The organism is Streptomyces sp. MZ04 (genome assembly GCF_004684775.1).
In the GTDB taxonomy this organism is placed as follows: domain Bacteria; phylum Actinomycetota; class Actinomycetes; order Streptomycetales; family Streptomycetaceae; genus Streptomyces.
Genome location: NZ_SRIC01000211.1, coordinates 1 through 14,937, shown reverse-complemented (window position 1 = coordinate 14,937; position 14,937 = coordinate 1). Strand labels below are relative to the sequence as shown.

At 68.7% G+C, this 14,937-nt stretch carries 14 protein-coding genes; 4 read left to right on the top strand and 10 right to left on the bottom strand.

What is annotated here, in order from left to right; translation table 11 throughout:
• The 3 genes from E2651_RS44265 to E2651_RS31500 all read left to right on the top strand — a co-directional run.
• A partial coding sequence (locus E2651_RS44265) for a hypothetical protein (protein ID WP_167828950.1) occupies nucleotides 1–578 on the top strand: 578 nt, incomplete at its 5' end.
• Between the two features lie 230 nt (nucleotides 579–808).
• Nucleotides 809–2,584, top strand: coding sequence for a prolyl oligopeptidase family serine peptidase (locus tag E2651_RS31505; protein WP_135334663.1), 1,776 nt, complete (start codon nucleotides 809–811; stop codon nucleotides 2,582–2,584).
• A gap of 64 nt (nucleotides 2,585–2,648) precedes the next feature.
• Entirely contained in the window at nucleotides 2,649–3,416 is a 768-nt protein-coding gene (locus tag E2651_RS31500) for an SURF1 family protein (protein ID WP_135334659.1), read from the top strand.
• A gap of 157 nt (nucleotides 3,417–3,573) precedes the next feature.
• Here E2651_RS31500 and E2651_RS31495 read toward each other — a convergent pair whose 3' ends face one another.
• From E2651_RS31495 to E2651_RS31450, 9 genes are all read right to left on the bottom strand, one after another.
• On the bottom strand, nucleotides 3,574–4,752 hold the full coding sequence (locus E2651_RS31495) for a hypothetical protein (RefSeq protein WP_135334658.1): 1,179 nt from the start codon (nucleotides 4,750–4,752) through the stop codon (nucleotides 3,574–3,576).
• Nucleotides 4,749–5,408, bottom strand: coding sequence for a SigE family RNA polymerase sigma factor (locus tag E2651_RS31490; protein ID WP_135334657.1), 660 nt, complete (start codon nucleotides 5,406–5,408; stop codon nucleotides 4,749–4,751). The genes E2651_RS31495 and E2651_RS31490 overlap by 4 nt, the downstream gene beginning before the upstream one ends.
• A 366-nt stretch (nucleotides 5,409–5,774) precedes the next feature.
• A complete protein-coding gene (locus E2651_RS31485; RefSeq protein WP_135334656.1) occupies nucleotides 5,775–6,833 on the bottom strand; it encodes an aspartate-semialdehyde dehydrogenase in 1,059 nt (352 codons plus the stop codon).
• A complete protein-coding gene (locus E2651_RS31480; RefSeq protein WP_135334655.1) occupies nucleotides 6,830–8,101 on the bottom strand; it encodes an aspartate kinase in 1,272 nt (423 codons plus the stop codon). Before E2651_RS31480 ends, E2651_RS31485 begins: the two co-directional genes overlap by 4 nt.
• 248 nt (nucleotides 8,102–8,349) lie before the next feature.
• Nucleotides 8,350–9,567 (bottom strand): Uma2 family endonuclease, encoded by a 1,218-nt coding sequence (locus E2651_RS45585; RefSeq protein ID WP_245239357.1) that lies wholly within the window; start codon nucleotides 9,565–9,567, stop codon nucleotides 8,350–8,352.
• A 214-nt stretch (nucleotides 9,568–9,781) separates the two neighbouring features.
• Nucleotides 9,782–10,024 (bottom strand): plasmid partition protein ParG, encoded by a 243-nt coding sequence (locus E2651_RS31465; protein ID WP_245239356.1) that lies wholly within the window; start codon nucleotides 10,022–10,024, stop codon nucleotides 9,782–9,784.
• A gap of 50 nt (nucleotides 10,025–10,074) precedes the next feature.
• The gene (locus E2651_RS31460; protein WP_245239355.1) at nucleotides 10,075–11,145 is read right to left on the bottom strand and encodes a hypothetical protein; all 1,071 of its coding nucleotides are present in this window, start codon (nucleotides 11,143–11,145) and stop codon (nucleotides 10,075–10,077) included.
• A gap of 369 nt (nucleotides 11,146–11,514) precedes the next feature.
• Nucleotides 11,515–11,823 (bottom strand): DUF397 domain-containing protein, encoded by a 309-nt coding sequence (locus E2651_RS31455; RefSeq protein WP_135334653.1) that lies wholly within the window; start codon nucleotides 11,821–11,823, stop codon nucleotides 11,515–11,517.
• A complete protein-coding gene (locus E2651_RS31450; protein ID WP_348541679.1) occupies nucleotides 11,820–12,614 on the bottom strand; it encodes a helix-turn-helix transcriptional regulator in 795 nt (264 codons plus the stop codon). Before E2651_RS31450 ends, E2651_RS31455 begins: the two co-directional genes overlap by 4 nt.
• A gap of 84 nt (nucleotides 12,615–12,698) precedes the next feature.
• On the opposite strand from E2651_RS31450, the gene E2651_RS31445 reads away from it, so the two are divergent.
• On the top strand, nucleotides 12,699–13,100 hold the full coding sequence (locus E2651_RS31445; protein WP_245239354.1) for a hypothetical protein: 402 nt from the start codon (nucleotides 12,699–12,701) through the stop codon (nucleotides 13,098–13,100).
• On the opposite strand, the gene E2651_RS31440 is transcribed toward E2651_RS31445, so the two are convergent.
• A partial coding sequence (locus tag E2651_RS31440; protein WP_209446293.1) for a tetratricopeptide repeat protein occupies nucleotides 13,090–14,937 on the bottom strand: 1,848 nt, incomplete at its 5' end. The genes E2651_RS31445 and E2651_RS31440 overlap by 11 nt on opposite strands.

The window sequence follows — 14,937 nt, the reverse complement described above, 5'->3', positions numbered from 1 at the left end:
TGTATAACAGAGAGCAGCAGCGGGAAGCGGTAGCCGATGTCTACGTAGAGGCCTATCGGGGCGTGTCCGGTGCCGAGTACGCGGACCGGCAGGGATTTCTTCAGCGCTTCGAGAGCACCGTGCAGCGGCCCGACTTCGACATGGTCGTCGCCGACGCGGGGGGCATCGTCGGCTGTCTCTACGGGTATCGCGCCGCGCGCACCGGTGACTGGTGGGAGGGGTTCCGCGGCATCCTGCCCGCGGAGATCGAGGAACGTACCGCTTCGGGGCGGGTCTTCATCCTGACCGAGCTCATGGTCGTGCCCGCCTACCGGCGGCAGGGCGTCTCGGAGCGGCTGCGCACGCTGCTCCTCATCCGGCACACCACCGATCTGGTCGTCGCGGTGATCAAGCGGGACGACGATCTGGGGCGTGAGGTCCTGCGGTCGTGGGGGTGGACGAAGCTCGGGGATTTCGACTCGGGCAGCTCGGGAGACTCGCGCGACTCGGGCTCGGCGGCGTCGGCCCGTCGGGCAGGGGCCGTGGCCCCGACGCCGGACGAGCTCGCTTGGGAGGGGTGGATGCGGCCCGATGCTTGAGTGGCGCCTTCAGGGAGTCAGAGAGTCAGGGAGTACGTGACTTGCTCGCCCTCAGGGAGTACATGAGGGGGATGCGAGGGCCTGATGCCGGAAAAGTTATCCACAGGCTGGGGACCCTCGCCAGCGGACTGTCGGTGGGTGCGTGCACTATGGGGTCCATGAGCGATGTGGGCGATGTGGGTGCGGGTGTCGGGGCTGTGGGTTCGTCGGGGGCAGATGGCGGTGCGGGGATGCCGGACTGGGAGAAGCGGTTCCGTGCGCCGCGGGTCTCGCTGCCGGACTGGGCGGAGGAGGCTCCGAGCCGCTCCTTGTTCGTGTCGAACGCGACGGGGACGTACGAGCTGTACGCATGGGACCGGGCGACCGGCGAGCAGCGCCAGGTGACGGACCGGGCGAACGGCACGACGGACGGCGTGCTCACGCCGGACGGCGAGTGGATCTGGTGGTTCAACGACAAGGACGGCGACGAGTTCGGCGTGTGGATGCGCCAGCCCTTCGCGGGCGGCGGCACCGACGAGCCCGCGGTGCCGGGACTCGAAGCGTCGTACCCGGCGGGGCTCGCCCTCGCGCGGGACGGGCGGATGGCGGTCGTCGGGCGCTCCACGGACGAGGACGGTTCGACGATCCATGTCGTACGTTCCCCGGGCGCCGACCCCGTCGAGATCTACCGCCACCGCGAGTCCGCGGGCGTCGGCGACCTCTCCCACGACGGCACCCTGATCGCCGTCGAGCACACGGAGCACGGCGACGCGATGCACTCCGCCCTCCGGGTGGTGCGGCCGGACGGCTCCACGGTCGCCGAGCTGGACGACACCTTGGGCGGCACGGTCGAGCTCGGCCTCGAGGTCCTCGGCTTCGCGCCGGTCGACGGGGACACGCGGCTGCTCGTCGGGCATCAGCGGCGCGGCCGCTGGGAGCCGATGGTGTGGGACGTCGCCACGGGCGAGGAGACGGACCTGGCCCTCGAGCTGCCGGGCGACGTGAGCGCCGAGTGGTATCCGGACGGTTCGGCGCTGCTCATCGCGCACAGCTTCGAGGCCCGCAGCGAGCTGTTCCGGTACGGGTTCGGCTCGGGTGATCTCGTCAGGGTCGACACGCCCGCGGGGTCGGTTTCGGGGGCGACCGCGCGGCCGGACGGCAGCGTGGAGTACCTGTGGTCGTCGGCCGCCGAGCCGCCGGTGGTGCGGTCGACGGCGGGTGGCGTCGTGCTCGACCCGCCGGGCATGAAGGCCCCGGCGTCCGTGCCGGTGGAGGACGTGTGGGTGGAGGGTCCCGGCGGTCGGGTCCACGCCCTCGTACAGAAGCCGGAGGGTGCGAGTGGCCCGCTGCCCACCGTCTTCGAGATCCACGGTGGGCCGACGTGGCACGACAGTGACGCGTTCGCGGCGGGGCCGGCTGCCTGGGTGGACCACGGGTACGCGGTGGTGCGGGTCAACTACCGCGGTTCTACCGGGTACGGGCGGGAGTGGACGGACGCGCTGAAGCACCGGGTCGGCCTGATCGAGCTCGAGGACATCGCGGCGGTGCGGGAGTGGGCGGTGACGTCGGGTCTCGCGGACCCGGAGCGGATCGTCCTGGCCGGCGGTTCCTGGGGCGGCTATCTCACCCTCCTCGGCCTCGGCACCCAGCCCGACGCCTGGGCGCTCGGCCTGGCCGCGGTGCCGGTCGCGGACTACGTGACGGCGTACCACGACGAGATGGAGGCCCTGAAGGCGATGGACCGCACGCTCCTGGGCGGTACGCCGGAGGAGGTCCCCGAGCGCTTCGAGGCCTCGTCCCCGCTGACGTACGTGGACGCGGTGAAGGCGCCGGTCTACATCTCGGCGGGCGTCAACGACCCGCGCTGCCCGATCCGCCAGATCGACCACTACGTGGACCGGCTGAAGGCGCGTGAGGCGGTGCACGAGGTGTACCGGTACGACGCGGGGCACGGCTCGCTCGTCGTGGGTGAGCGGATCAAGCAGGTGCGGTTGGAACTGGACTTCGCCGAGCGGCACCTTCGCTAGGGCCTGGGGCTCTGTCGTCAACCCCCGGGCGGGGCTTCCGGAGGGAGCCCCGTACCGTGGGGGTGTGTACCGGTTCCTGCTGACGCCCCGCTGGTGGGGGATCAACGTCTTCGTCCTGCTGGCCATCCCCGTCTGCATCTTCATGGGGTCATGGCAGCTGGGGCGCTTCGAGGACCGTGTCGAGGCGCATGACGCCGCGCAGGAACAGGCCGATCGGCAGGCCTCGCCGTCCCGCGACGAGGCGGATGCCCAGCCGTTGGACTCCCTGCTTCCCGTCGACAAGGAGACGTCCGGGGAGCTGGTGTCGGCGACGGGGCGGTACGGCAAGCAACTCCTCGTGCCGGACCGGAAGTTGGACGACAAGTCCGGTTACTACGTCTTGACGCTGCTGCGTACGGACAGTGGCAAGGAGCTGCCGGTTGTGCGGGGGTGGCTGCCGGGGAAGGCAGCGGCCAAGGCCCCGGCAGCGCCCTCCGGGAAGGTCACCGTGACGGGGGCGTTGCAGGCCTCCGAGAATCCTGGGTCGAACGGGGTCAGTGCGGCGGGAGGGCTGCCGGACGGGCAGCTCGGTGCGATCAGTGCGGCGTCGCTCGTGAATCTGGTTCCTGGTGATGTGTACGACGCGTGGGTGACGCTGGAGAAGGGCGACTCCGGTATGAAGGCGGTGCCGGCGGCCGCTCCGGAGAACTCCGGTCTTGACCTCAAGGCGTTCCAGAACCTCGGTTACACCGGGGAGTGGTTCGTCTTCGCGGGGTTCGTGGTCTTCATGTGGTTCCGGCTGTTCCGGCGGGAGCTGGAGTTTGCGCGGGACGCGGCGCTGGGGCTGGCGTAGGGGTTTCCTTCCCCAACCCCGCCCCTTCCCGAACATTCCGGCTTCGCCGGCCGTGTACGTACCGGAAGATCACCGGCTTCGCCGAGTTCGTCCTCAAACGCCGGACGGGCTGAAAGAGCTGCGGCCGTGCTGAAAGGACTGCGGCGGGCAGGGCCCGCTACGAAGCCGACAGCATGCCCGTCCGGTAGACCGTCCCCGCGCACGCGTTGCCGATCGTCGTTCCCGCCGCCGGTGCGCCCGCCGATGCCGTGAGGGATACCGTCACGCTGCCGTCGGCGACCCCGCCGTCCTCTCGGACCATCTGCGGCTCCGTGCCGCCGGGTGCGCCGCTGTCCGTGCCGCCGGCACCGCCACCTGCACCGCCGCCCTCCGTCGGAGACGGGTCGGGGGAAGGTTCGCCGCCCTCCGTGGGGCACGCCTCCGTCGGGACCCACGCGAAGCGGACCTCGTACGCCGCGCCCGGCTTGAGGACCAGCTGGCTCAGCGCCTGTGCGGGGTCCGGCAGCGACGACGCCGCGTCGCCCGCCACATGGTCGACGACGCTGATCTTCGCCTGGTCGGCCGCGCCCGCCACCGCCGTCGAGACGGATCCCGCCGCGCTGACCGTGCAGCTGCTGCCGGAGATGTTGGCGATGCGGAAGGAGCCGTACACCTTGCCGTCGGCCTCCGCCGCGCCCGAGCTCCCCGCCGCGTTGCCGAGCTGGTCGATCGTGCAGGCGGGCGAGTCCGTGGACGCCGTGCCCGAGGGGTCGGGGCCACCGGTCGCGCCGGCGCTCGCCTCGCCCTTCCCCTTGTCGCCCTTCTTGTCCTTCTTGTCCTTCTTGTCCTTGGACTTGGAGGGGCCGGAATCGCCGCCCTCGCCCTTCTCGCCCCCGTCCGGACCCTTGCCCTGGCTCGAACCGCCCTGCGTCTGCTCGCTGTTGCCCGCTATCGAAGGACGGTCGTCCGAGCCGCCGCCCGAGTTCGTGACGTGCACGAGGGCGGGGATGGCCGTACCGATGAAGAGCGCCGCGGCGGCCACACCGACCACGGCCTGGCGCTTGCGCGCGCGGCGGGCCGGGACTGCGTACCGCAGGCGCTCAAGCGCGCGGTCACCCGGCTCGATCTCCTCGACGGCCTGCCGCATCATGCGGCGCAGCGCCAGCTCGTCCGAGCCGAAGCCGTCAGCAGCGCCCGCGTCCGTGCCAGTGCCCGCCTTCGGTCCGGTCGATTCCTCGCCCTGGCCCTGGCCGTGGTTCACAGTTCCGTCCCCAGCGTGCTGCTCAAACTCGGCGTTCTCGGCGTTCTCGGCGTTCTCATCGCGCTCTCGCCCGTACTCATGCTCATGCTTGCTCATGCCGGCGCCTCCATGGCGATCCGGAGAGCCGCGATCCCGCGCGAACCGTACGCCTTCACCGAGCCGAGCGATATGCCCAGCGTCTCGGCGACCTGCGCCTCGGTCATGTCCGCGAAGTACCGCAGGACGAGGACCTCGCGCTGGCGGCGCTGAAGGCCGCGCATCGCCTTGATCAGCTCGTCCCGCTCCAGGAGGTCGTACGCCCCCTCCTCCGCGCTCGCCATGTCCGGCATCGGCTTGGAGAGCAGCTTCAGACCCAGGATCCGGCGCCGCAGCGCGGACCGCGACAGGTTCACGACGGTCTGGCGGAGGTAGGCCAAGGTCTTCTCGGGGTCCCGCACGCGCTTGCGCGCCGAGTGCACCCGGATGAACGCCTCCTGCACGACGTCCTCGCAGGACGCCGTGTCGTCGAGGAGCAGCGCCGCGAGGCCGAGCAGCGACCTGTAGTGAGCGCGGTAGGTCTCGGTCAGGTGATCGACTGTGGTGCCCGCGCTCATCGTCTCGTCAGCGCCCTCGCGCTGCGTCGGGATGCGGGCGGACCGCGTGGTGGGCATGGGCGCGATCACCGGCATACCGGCGGGCGCACGGGGACGGCGAGGCGGGCGAAGAACTGCGCCCCTCGCCTGAACCGCTGTGAATTCGAGTACCTCTGCCACGCCTGTTGGACACGCTTACCCCTCTGAGGGTTGTACGCATCGCGCAACGCGTTTGCGGCAGGCACCATCGCCGACGGCGACGGTGACGAAGCATTGAATGCCCCCATGCGTACCAGCTCTTCCCCTATGCCCATTTTTTGCAGCGCTTCGGGCCGCCCCCGGAGGGCGATCACAGAGACGCGCCCCGCCCTGCTGCCGGTTGCAGTGGACGGGGGCGAATCTTCGAACGCGGCGATGGTCCAGTTCAAGCGGTCCTGGCCACCGAGTTGGACACAGAACTTACACAGATCCCACAGAGACTTCCGCTTCGGGGAGCCCGGAGGAACTCTTCGGGGAGCCCGCAGGGGCCCTTGAAGGGCTCGCGGACTAACGCCCGGTGAACTCGGCGGCCACCAGCTCGGCGATCTGCGCGGTGTTCAAAGCGGCACCTTTGCGCAGATTGTCCCCGCAGACAAAGAGCTCAAGTGCGGTCGGATCGTCCAGCGAGCGCCGCACCCGCCCCACCCAGGTCGGGTCGGTCCCGACCACGTCGGCGGGCGTCGGGAACTCACCGGCGGCCGGGTTGTCGAAGAGTACGACGCCGGGCGCGGTGGCGATGATCTCGCGCGCGCGGGCGACGGTGACCTCGTCCTCGAAGCGGGCGTGGACGGTCAGCGAGTGCGTCGTGACGACGGGCACGCGTACGCACGTGGCGGCGACTTTGAGATCCGGCAGCCCGAGGATCTTGCGCGACTCGTCGCGCACCTTCATCTCCTCGGACGACCAGCCTTCGTCCCGCAGAGTCCCGGCCCACGGCACGACGTTCAGCGCCACGGGCTCGGGGAAGGGCCCCGTGTCGTCCCCGACGGCACGTCGTACGTCACCGGGGCTGGTGCCCAGCTCAGAGCCCGCCACCAACTGCATCTGCCGCCGCAGCGTCTCCACGCCGTCCCGCCCGGCCCCGCTCACGGCCTGGTACGAGGAGACGATCAGCTCGCGCAGACCGAACTCGGCGTGCAGCGCGCCGATGGCCACGATCATCGACAGGGTCGTGCAGTTGGGATTGGCCACGATGCCGCGCGGGCGTACGCGCGCGGCGTGCGGATTGACCTCGGGGACGACCAGAGGCACGTCCGGGTCCATCCGGAAGGCGGCGGAGTTGTCGACCACGACAACACCCTTGGACGCGGCGATGGGCGCCCACTGCGCACTGACTTCTTCAGGCACATCGAACATCGCCACATCAACACCGTCGAAGACGTCCTCGCCGAGCGCGAGGACCTCGGTCTCCTCACCGCGCACGGTGGCCTTCCGGCCGGCCGAGCGCGGTGAGGCGACGAGTCGGATCTCGCCCCAGATGTCGGCGTGCTGCGACAGGATCTGGAGCATGACCGTGCCGACGGCCCCGGTCGCTCCGACGACCGCGAGCGTCGGCTTACGGCTCATCGGCCGGTGCCTCCATAGACCACGGCCTCGTCGGTGTCCGAGTCGAGCCCGAAGGCGGTGTGTACGGCGCGCACGGACTCGTTCGCGTCGTCGGCACGGGTGACGACCGAGATGCGGATCTCCGAGGTCGAGATCAGCTCGATGTTGACCCCCGCGTCGCTGAGCGCCTCGAAGAAGGCGGCGGTGACGCCGGGGTTCGTCTTCATACCGGCGCCGACCAGCGAGATCTTCGCGATCTGGTCGTCGTACCGAAGAGATTCGAACCCGATGGCCGAGCGCGTCTTCTCGAGCGCGTCGATCGCCTTACGACCCTCGGCCTTGGGCAGAGTGAAGGAAATGTCGGTCAACCCGGTCGAGGCGGCCGAGACATTCTGGACGATCATGTCGATGTTGACCCCGGAGTCCGCGATCGCGCGGAAGATCGAGGCGGCCTCGCCCGGCTTGTCCGGCACGCCGACGACCGTGATCTTGGCCTCCGAGGTGTCGTGCGCGACACCGGAGATGATGGCCTGCTCCACCTTGCGGTCCCCTTGCGGTTCGTTGCTGACCCATGTGCCCTGAAGTCCCGAGAAGGACGATCGCACGTGAATCGGGATGTTGTAACGGCGGGCGTACTCCACACAGCGGTGGAGCAGCACCTTGGAGCCGGAGCTCGCGAGCTCCAGCATGTCCTCGAAGCTGATCCAGTCGATCTTCCGGGCCTTCTTCACGACCCGGGGATCGGCGGTGAAGACACCGTCGACATCGGTATAGATCTCGCAGACCTCGGCGTCGAGGGCGGCGGCGAGGGCGACAGCGGTCGTGTCCGACCCACCACGACCGAGCGTGGTGATGTTCTTGCCCTCCTGGCTGACTCCCTGGAACCCGGCGACGATGGCGATGTTGCCCTCGTCGATCGAGGCCCGGATCCGCCCCGGCGTCACATCGATGATCCGCGCTTTGTTGTGGACGGAGTCGGTGATGACACCGGCCTGGCTGCCGGTGAACGACTGGGCCGCGTGGCCCAGGTTTTTGATCGCCATGGCCAGCAGGGCCATGGAGATCCGCTCTCCGGCAGTCAGCAGCATGTCGAATTCGCGCCCGGCAGGGATCGGGGATACCTGCCCGGCAAGATCGATCAACTCATCCGTCGTGTCACCCATGGCGGACACCACGACAACGACCTGATGGCCGTTCTTCTTGGCGTCGACAATCCTCTTGGCGACCCGCTTGATGCCTTCGGCATCGGCTACGGAGGAGCCTCCGTACTTCTGCACGACAAGGCTCACGTGCGCTCCTCGCTCAGTCCGTTTCGTACCGCACTGCTGCGGTCGGCTCAGTCTAACGAGCGGTCGAAATTCGCCTCGCGGATATCGCATCGTGAGATGTCCCGCTCACTACGTGATCATCCACGGGCATACGCTCCCGCTGCTCGGGAGGTACGTTCCGACCGCTCGGCTTGTCGCATGCCCGCTGTGGAGTGGGGCACTCCGGAAAGTGGGGTGGGTCACAGGATCACCCGGCCCGGCGTGCGGCGTCAGCCCGTGCCGGAGCCCTCCGCGCCCTCCTGCCACTGCCAGCGGGGCACCTCCCGCAGGGGGTGCAGCTCGTCGTCGCTCGTGGCGTGCGAGTTCTGCTGGGCCACGCGGGTGCCGAACTCGATGTGCGAGCGCACCGCGCCCACGAACGGCTCGTCGTCGGGAAGCCCCGCCTCCCGCAACGACTCCAGATAGAGCGCGGCGAACCGCTCCCGCTGCTCGTCGGTGATCTTCAGATTCCGGTGTACGTCGATGAGGTGCGCGAAGCCGAGCTCACGCGTGAAGCGGTCGGGGCCGCCGAAGGACTCGGCGGTGAACCACGTGAGGTGGTCGACGTGGTGCGGCTGCCGGTGCGGGAAGAGGGTGCGCAGGACGGGGTCGGCGAGTGCCTTCGTATAGAAGACCTCCTCCAGCCGGTGGAGGGCTTCTTCGCCGCCGGCGTGGTCGTAGAGACTCTCGCGGCGCGGGCCGTCCTCTCCGCCCTTGCTGTCGTTGCTGTCATTGCTGTCATTGCTGTCGTTGCTTTTGTTGCGCTTGTTGCTTTTGTTGCCTTCGTTGCTGAGGTTCTCGGCCATGGTGACCCCCTGCCGCAATCCTGGGCCGCGCTCCTCGGCACTGCCAAGGGTGGTGAACGCCATGTACGCATGCCCCCCGACCGCCATGGGGCGCCGGTGGCGTAGGCGCTGGGATCCAGGGGTCACGAGTGCTGCGTTTGACGACAGCCCGGCACGGGGCTGGACTGGATCTTCGAGGGCTCGGTTTCCTAGTCGGCGTAGTCCTTGAGGTGTTGAGGGTGATGGCGACGGGGCGGGGAGCTGGGCCGTGGCGCCGTAGGCGTAGGTGGGGGTCTGCCGGTAGTCACCGTCGTGCGGGTCGCTGAAGACGGTCAGGGTGTCGTTGTCCCGGTCGATGAGGAGGTAGACGGGGATGCCTGCGCGGGCGTAGCCGTGACGCTTTTCGTGGCGGTCGCGGCGGTCGCGGCGGTCGGTGTCGCGGTCGCGGTCGCGGTCGCGGTCGCGGTCGCACGAGGTGACCTCGACCGTCATGAGGACGCCGCTTGGGGCTGCCCATTCACCCTGCCCCGCGAAGGTACCGATCGGGGCGAGCGCCCCGTCGGGCTTGGCGCGGCCCGCACGGCATCCCTCCATCACCAAGCCCTGCCCGGAGTACAGGCCGAGTTCTGGTCGCTGCTGCATGCACTGACGATGCAGCCACATGACGGTCTCTCCGTGGTTGCCGTCCAGCACTGATCTGACCTCCAGCTTTCCGTCGTTGAGTTAGAAAGGCGGCGGCCCGCCAGGCGATGTCCGGCTCGGGCTGCTCCGGTACGAGGACCAGGTCGTTCTGGTGCCGGGCGACGGCCGCGACCAGGCTTGACGGGTCCCAGACGGCGGGGTCCGAGGGTGGACCGGGCCCCCTCCATGGTGATCTTCACGGACCGGTGGGCCCGGCGGATTTTCCTGGCCTCGCGGACTTCCCGAAGCGCTCCTGGAAGTAGTCCCAGATCTCGGCGAACTCGTCGACCCCGGCGAGGAACTGCTCGCGGTCCTCGTCCAGCTCCCGCATGGTCACCTCGGTGATGAGCGCTGTGACCGTGGTCCCCTGCGCTGCCGCGCGAGCCTTGAGTCGCTCGTGGAACTTCTCGTCCAGGCAGATGGTCACGCGTTTCGACATGCTTCCACCGTGCAGAGAGGTTGCTGTACGCGAGAGGGTCCGGCGGCGCATCACTCCATCCCCCGCGTCGAGCGGACATGGGCGGCGATCCGCGCCCCATGGAGGTCCATGAGGCGGTCCACCTGGACCTGCATGGGGACGGAGCGGAACGTGTCGGGAACGGGCCCGCCCGTCTGACGCTCGCGCTTCTTCCGAAAAAGGTGGCCCGCCAAGGCACCGAAGTGCGCGGCCTCCTCGGCGTCCGCCTTCATCTGCTCCCGGCAGTCGTCGCACAGCCCGTCGGTGAGCTTCGTCGTCGTCTCGTCTTCCTCGCAGCCACCGCACATCATCACGACACGGGTGACGCGGGCGCGGAGCGGAGCCTGGGCGGGGCCGGGTGTCGGCTCTGGGGGCATCTTGCTCTCCAGTCTGGTGCGGGCGAGGCCACCGGGGTTGGTGACGGTGGGCGGTAGGCCCTCGGTGAGGGCGCGGGTGATGTCCTGCGGGGTGGCCCCGCGGGCCATCCATTCCGCTGCGCGGGGCGCCAGTTGATTGCATTCGCTCTCGGAGAGGGCCATGCGGGGGTCTGTGGTGCGGAGTTGGGCGAGGGCGCGGTAGGCGGGGGTGGTCTTCTCGGAGGCCGGTTCGGCTTCCTCCGGTTCCGCCTCCGCCTCCGTCGGCTCTGGGGCCGGGGTCGGTTCGTCGGTGCGGGCCAGGCCCGGCTGGTGGTCGTGGGTCACGTCACGCCCCTTCCGGGCGCGGACGAACTCGGCCCACCACTCCTCCGACCTGGGGATTCGTGACCAGTACGTCCTGGTGACCCAGCGCATCGAGTTGTCCTCGACGGTGATGTGTTCCTTGATCCGGCGGAGGTGGCCGGCCTCGGTCAGGCGCCGCAGCGAGGTGCGGATGGCTTGCTGGCCGTACCGGGGGTGCGCGGCGGCGAGGTCCTTGTAGCCCATCGCGGCGCCGTTTTCGAGGCAGTCGATGAGCGGCGCGATTTCGGCATCGCGGGGGCACAGGTGTGTGAAATCGGCCTCGCTGTACGGTTCTTCGTCATCCGCAAGGCGTTTGCCGTAGCCCGATTTGGCCATGGGGTGGGACGGGGACGGCAGGGCGGGATTAGGGTTGGCGTAGGCCACGGTCGGCTGCTTTCGAGAGGTTGGATTAGGCATCGAAGGCACTCGATACGTCGAGCTAGGCCCCGGAGCCGGTGTTGGCGCACCGACCGGGGCCGTTCCTATTGCCGCGAACGTAAAGCGGCTTTACGTTCCGGCGCAAGCTGATCACGGAACGTCACTCTTGAGGGTGACGGAGGGCTGAACTCCGGTACGGGGTTGGTTAGTTGGTTGGTTTAGAGCCCAACCAAACCAACCAAGACCCAGGGAGGAGCTCGGGACTCGGGGCTCGGAGTCCGAGGCTTGAGCTCCGGGGTGAACTGCAGGAAGTCCCACGCGGAGGCCTGGAAATGGGCTCAGGGGGCGGGACTTTGTTGCGTTACGAGTCGCCCATCAGCGTCGGGCGGCGTACGCGAGGAAGGCGGACCAGGCCGGGGCCGGGATGGTCAGGCGGGGGCCGGCCTCCGGGGGGAGCTTTGAGTCACGGATGTGGATGGTGGCGGGGCAGGCGGCCACCTCTACGCAGTTGCTGCCTTCGGCATCGCTGTACGTCGACTTGCTCCAGTCCAGGGCGACTTCGACGCAGTTGCCACCCTCGGAGTCGCTGTAGCTGGACTTGCGCCAGGCAAGGGCCATTTCGAGGCACGCATCCCCTTCTGGCCCGCTGTAGCTGGACTTGAACCAGGTCAGCTGCTCACTCATAGCTCTTCCGCCATCCGCTCGATGAAGAGGGCCGACTCCTGAGCGCTCAGGGCCTCCATGCGGATCATGCTAAGTCGCTCCGTATGCGAACTCACTACCTCTGGTTCAGAAGTCAGTTCGCTTGCCGACGGGCCTTCCGTGAAGGCCAGGCGCTCACGATCGCGTGTCTCCAGCAGCACCATGGGGCCCAGGAGCCCTGCGGAGATCGCTCGACTGAACGGCAGGACCTGGACCGAGATGTTGTTCTGGCACCCCATCTCCAGCAGCCGCAGAAGCTGCTTCTTGTCCACCTCGGGGACCTGGAGCGCCGCCTCGTACAGAACGAAGCTGAGAGCTACCAGCGGTGTGCGGGAGAGAAGATCCTGGCGCTCCATCCTCGCCCCGACCCGCTGCTCCACAGTCTCCTCGTCCAGCGGTGGACAGTGGTTGCCGATCAGCGCCGTCGCGTACGCCCGCGTCTGCAACAGCCCTGGGATCAGGGTTACTTCGTACGACCACAGGCTGATCGCCTCACGCTCGTATTGCATGAAGTCCTGAGCCCGAGGCGGGAACTTCTCCGCCTTCACGTAATCCTTGGCCGCGCTCAGCAACCCCTCCGCATGGCACAACTCATCCGCCGCATCCAGCGCCCGCGCCGTAGGCATGCGCACGCCCTGCTCCATGGCCTTGATGGTGTCCGGCGAGTAGTTGGAGGCGGCGCCCAGTTCCTCACGGGTCACGTTCGCTTTGGTCCGCCACCGCTTCATCTGGTTCCCGCTGTAACGCCAAGTCGGGTTGTACTGAACGGACACAGCGCCCACCTCCGACGGATACAGCTACGCGTGTATCCCCTCAGTCACTACCGAGCGTAGCTCCGCACCGCCCAGGGTGTGACCATGACGAACGCAATTCACTGGCCCGAGTGGGTGCCTTTGGCGGGGCACCAACTCCGGGTGTCCGGCGTCCACTTCGACGCCCTCCGCATCCAAGGCGTACGAGGAGAACAGGTCGCCGCGCTGCTGATCGCGGAGACGGACGGGGACGCCGGCCCCGTCATCTGCGAGGCAACCGGCTTCCGGTGGATGTACTTCCTGGTGGCGCCGGGTACGGCGAAGGAACACCGGTGGCCGCCCGGCGTGCAGCGCTTCGGGACGCCGCGCACGGTGACGTACATCGGGATTCCGGCGCTTGAGGGCAATACGTGGCCGCTGATCTGGTGCTCGGAGCCGACGGTTACGGCGCCGTATGTGGAGGCGGGGCGGCTGTTGGGGGCGTTGAGCGGCGTGGTCAGTCCGTAGGCGGTGACGCTTTCGCTCGGGCGCTGGTCAAGTTCTCGCGCACGATCTTCGTCGTCGGGTGATCCTGACCCAGCACTCGGACGCTGTCGGCCAGCGTCTGCTCGTACAACGCGAGCGCCCGCCCCACATCACCCGCCGACTCATATGCTCCAGCCAGGTTGTTCCGCGACCTCAGCGTGTCCGGATGATCCACACCCAACACCCGGACACGATCGGCCAGCGTCTGCTCGTACAACGCGATCGCCCGCCCCACATCACCCGCCGACTCATATGCTCCAGCCAGGTTGTTCCGCGACGTCAGCGTGGACGGATGATCCACCCCCAGCACCCGGACACGATCGGCCAGCGTCTGCTCGTACAACGCGATCGCCCGCCCCACATCACCCGCCGACTCATACGCGTAGGCCAGGTTGTTCCGCGACCTCAGCGTGGACGGATGATCCACCCCCAGCACCCCGACACGATCGGCCAGCGTCTGCTCGTACAACGCGATCGCCCGCCCCACATCACCCGCCGACTCATACGCGTAGGCCAGGTTGTTCCGCGACGTCAGCGTGTCCCGATGATCCGCACCCAACACCCGGACACTGTCGACCAACACCTGCTCGAACAACGCGATCGCCCGCCCCACATCACCCGCCGACTCATACGCTCCAGCCAGGTTGTTCCGCGACATCAGCGTGTCCGGATGATCCGCACCCAACACCCTGGTGTCCGCTTCCAGAGCACGGTGGAAGTACTCCGCGGCCTTGCGCACCTCGCCCTGTCCCTCTAGGTATGTCGCAACCGCATTGAGGACCCAGCTGGTGTCCACCGTGTCCTCAGCAGGGCTCCAAGCCGTGAGGAGAGCCTCTGCGTGCGGCAGGAGAATCCTCCACGTCGGCCATCCCTCCACATTGGCCACGGGATCAGGCGGGAGCGCGTGGCGCATCCATGCCGCAGCTCGGTCACGGGCTGCGGTGATGAGGGACTGGGGGCGGTGGGGGTCGGCTTCCGATGGGGTGCGGGCCACCATCTGGACGAGGCGGTGGACGCCGAGTGATGTGCGGTCGAGGGTGATCATGTTGTAGTTGGCCAGCAGCGCCAGCAGTCCGGCGCGGTCTACGGGATTCTCGGCGAGCGGGGCGAACAAGTCGCGGGGGATGCCCGTCGGGGCGTACCAAGCCGCGATGCGCAGGATGTCCACGGCGCGGGGGTCGCGTTCGTGGAGGACGTCCAGGGTGATGCGCCAGATCCGCGCCATCGTTCGGGCCGGGTCCGAGCCGGGCGGGGCGGCGTCCGTGGCGTGTTCCGGGTGCGCACGGAGCATCCCCCGGTACTCGTCGACCGTGAGCGACGTCTGCGCGATGAACGCCCCTGCCTGCTCCAAGGCGAGCGGCAGGTGGCCCAGATCCTCGGCCAGCGCTCGGGCGGCCTCGTCCTCGTCGCCTCCGTCCGTCAGACGGGCGAGCAGGTCCAGCGACGCCTCGGCGTCCAGCACAGGGAGTGCGATGGGCGCGCCCGTCCAGCCTTCCTTGCAGCGGCTGGTGATCAACTGACGGCCGGCGTCCCGGAGCTGGCCCGCAATCCCTCGCACATCCTCCGGCTTCTCCACGTTGTCGAAGACCAGCAGCCAGCCGGGGTGGGCCTGCAGCCACCCGATGGCCCACGTCACCGCCTGTGCGGTGGGGAGGGGAGCGGCATCTCCCCTGAGGCGGGCAGCGAGCGCTGCCAGGCCCGCGTCGATCAGCTCCGGGGTGTCGGAGCGGATCCACCACACCAGGCGGTACGACCCCAGATGGTCGTGGGCGTAGTGCCACGCCAGCGTCGTCTTGCCGACACCGCCGAGCCCGTGCAG

Bases quoted from the DNA above. Each gene is read 5' to 3' on its own strand.
- E2651_RS31485 (WP_135334656.1), bottom strand. From the start codon at position 6,833: ATGAGCCGTAAGCCGACGCTCGCGGTCGTCGGAGCGACCGGGGCCGTC.
- E2651_RS31455 (WP_135334653.1), bottom strand. From the start codon at position 11,823: ATGAGTGAGCAGCTGACCTGGTTCAAGTCCAGCTACAGCGGGCCAGAA.
- E2651_RS31445 (WP_245239354.1), top strand. From the start codon at position 12,699: ATGACGAACGCAATTCACTGGCCCGAGTGGGTGCCTTTGGCGGGGCAC.
- E2651_RS31495 (WP_135334658.1), bottom strand. From the start codon at position 4,752: ATGAGCAAGCATGAGCATGAGTACGGGCGAGAGCGCGATGAGAACGCC.
- E2651_RS45585 (WP_245239357.1), bottom strand. From the start codon at position 9,567: ATGTGGCTGCATCGTCAGTGCATGCAGCAGCGACCAGAACTCGGCCTG.
- E2651_RS31465 (WP_245239356.1), bottom strand. From the start codon at position 10,024: ATGTCGAAACGCGTGACCATCTGCCTGGACGAGAAGTTCCACGAGCGA.
- E2651_RS31505 (WP_135334663.1), top strand. From the start codon at position 809: ATGCCGGACTGGGAGAAGCGGTTCCGTGCGCCGCGGGTCTCGCTGCCG.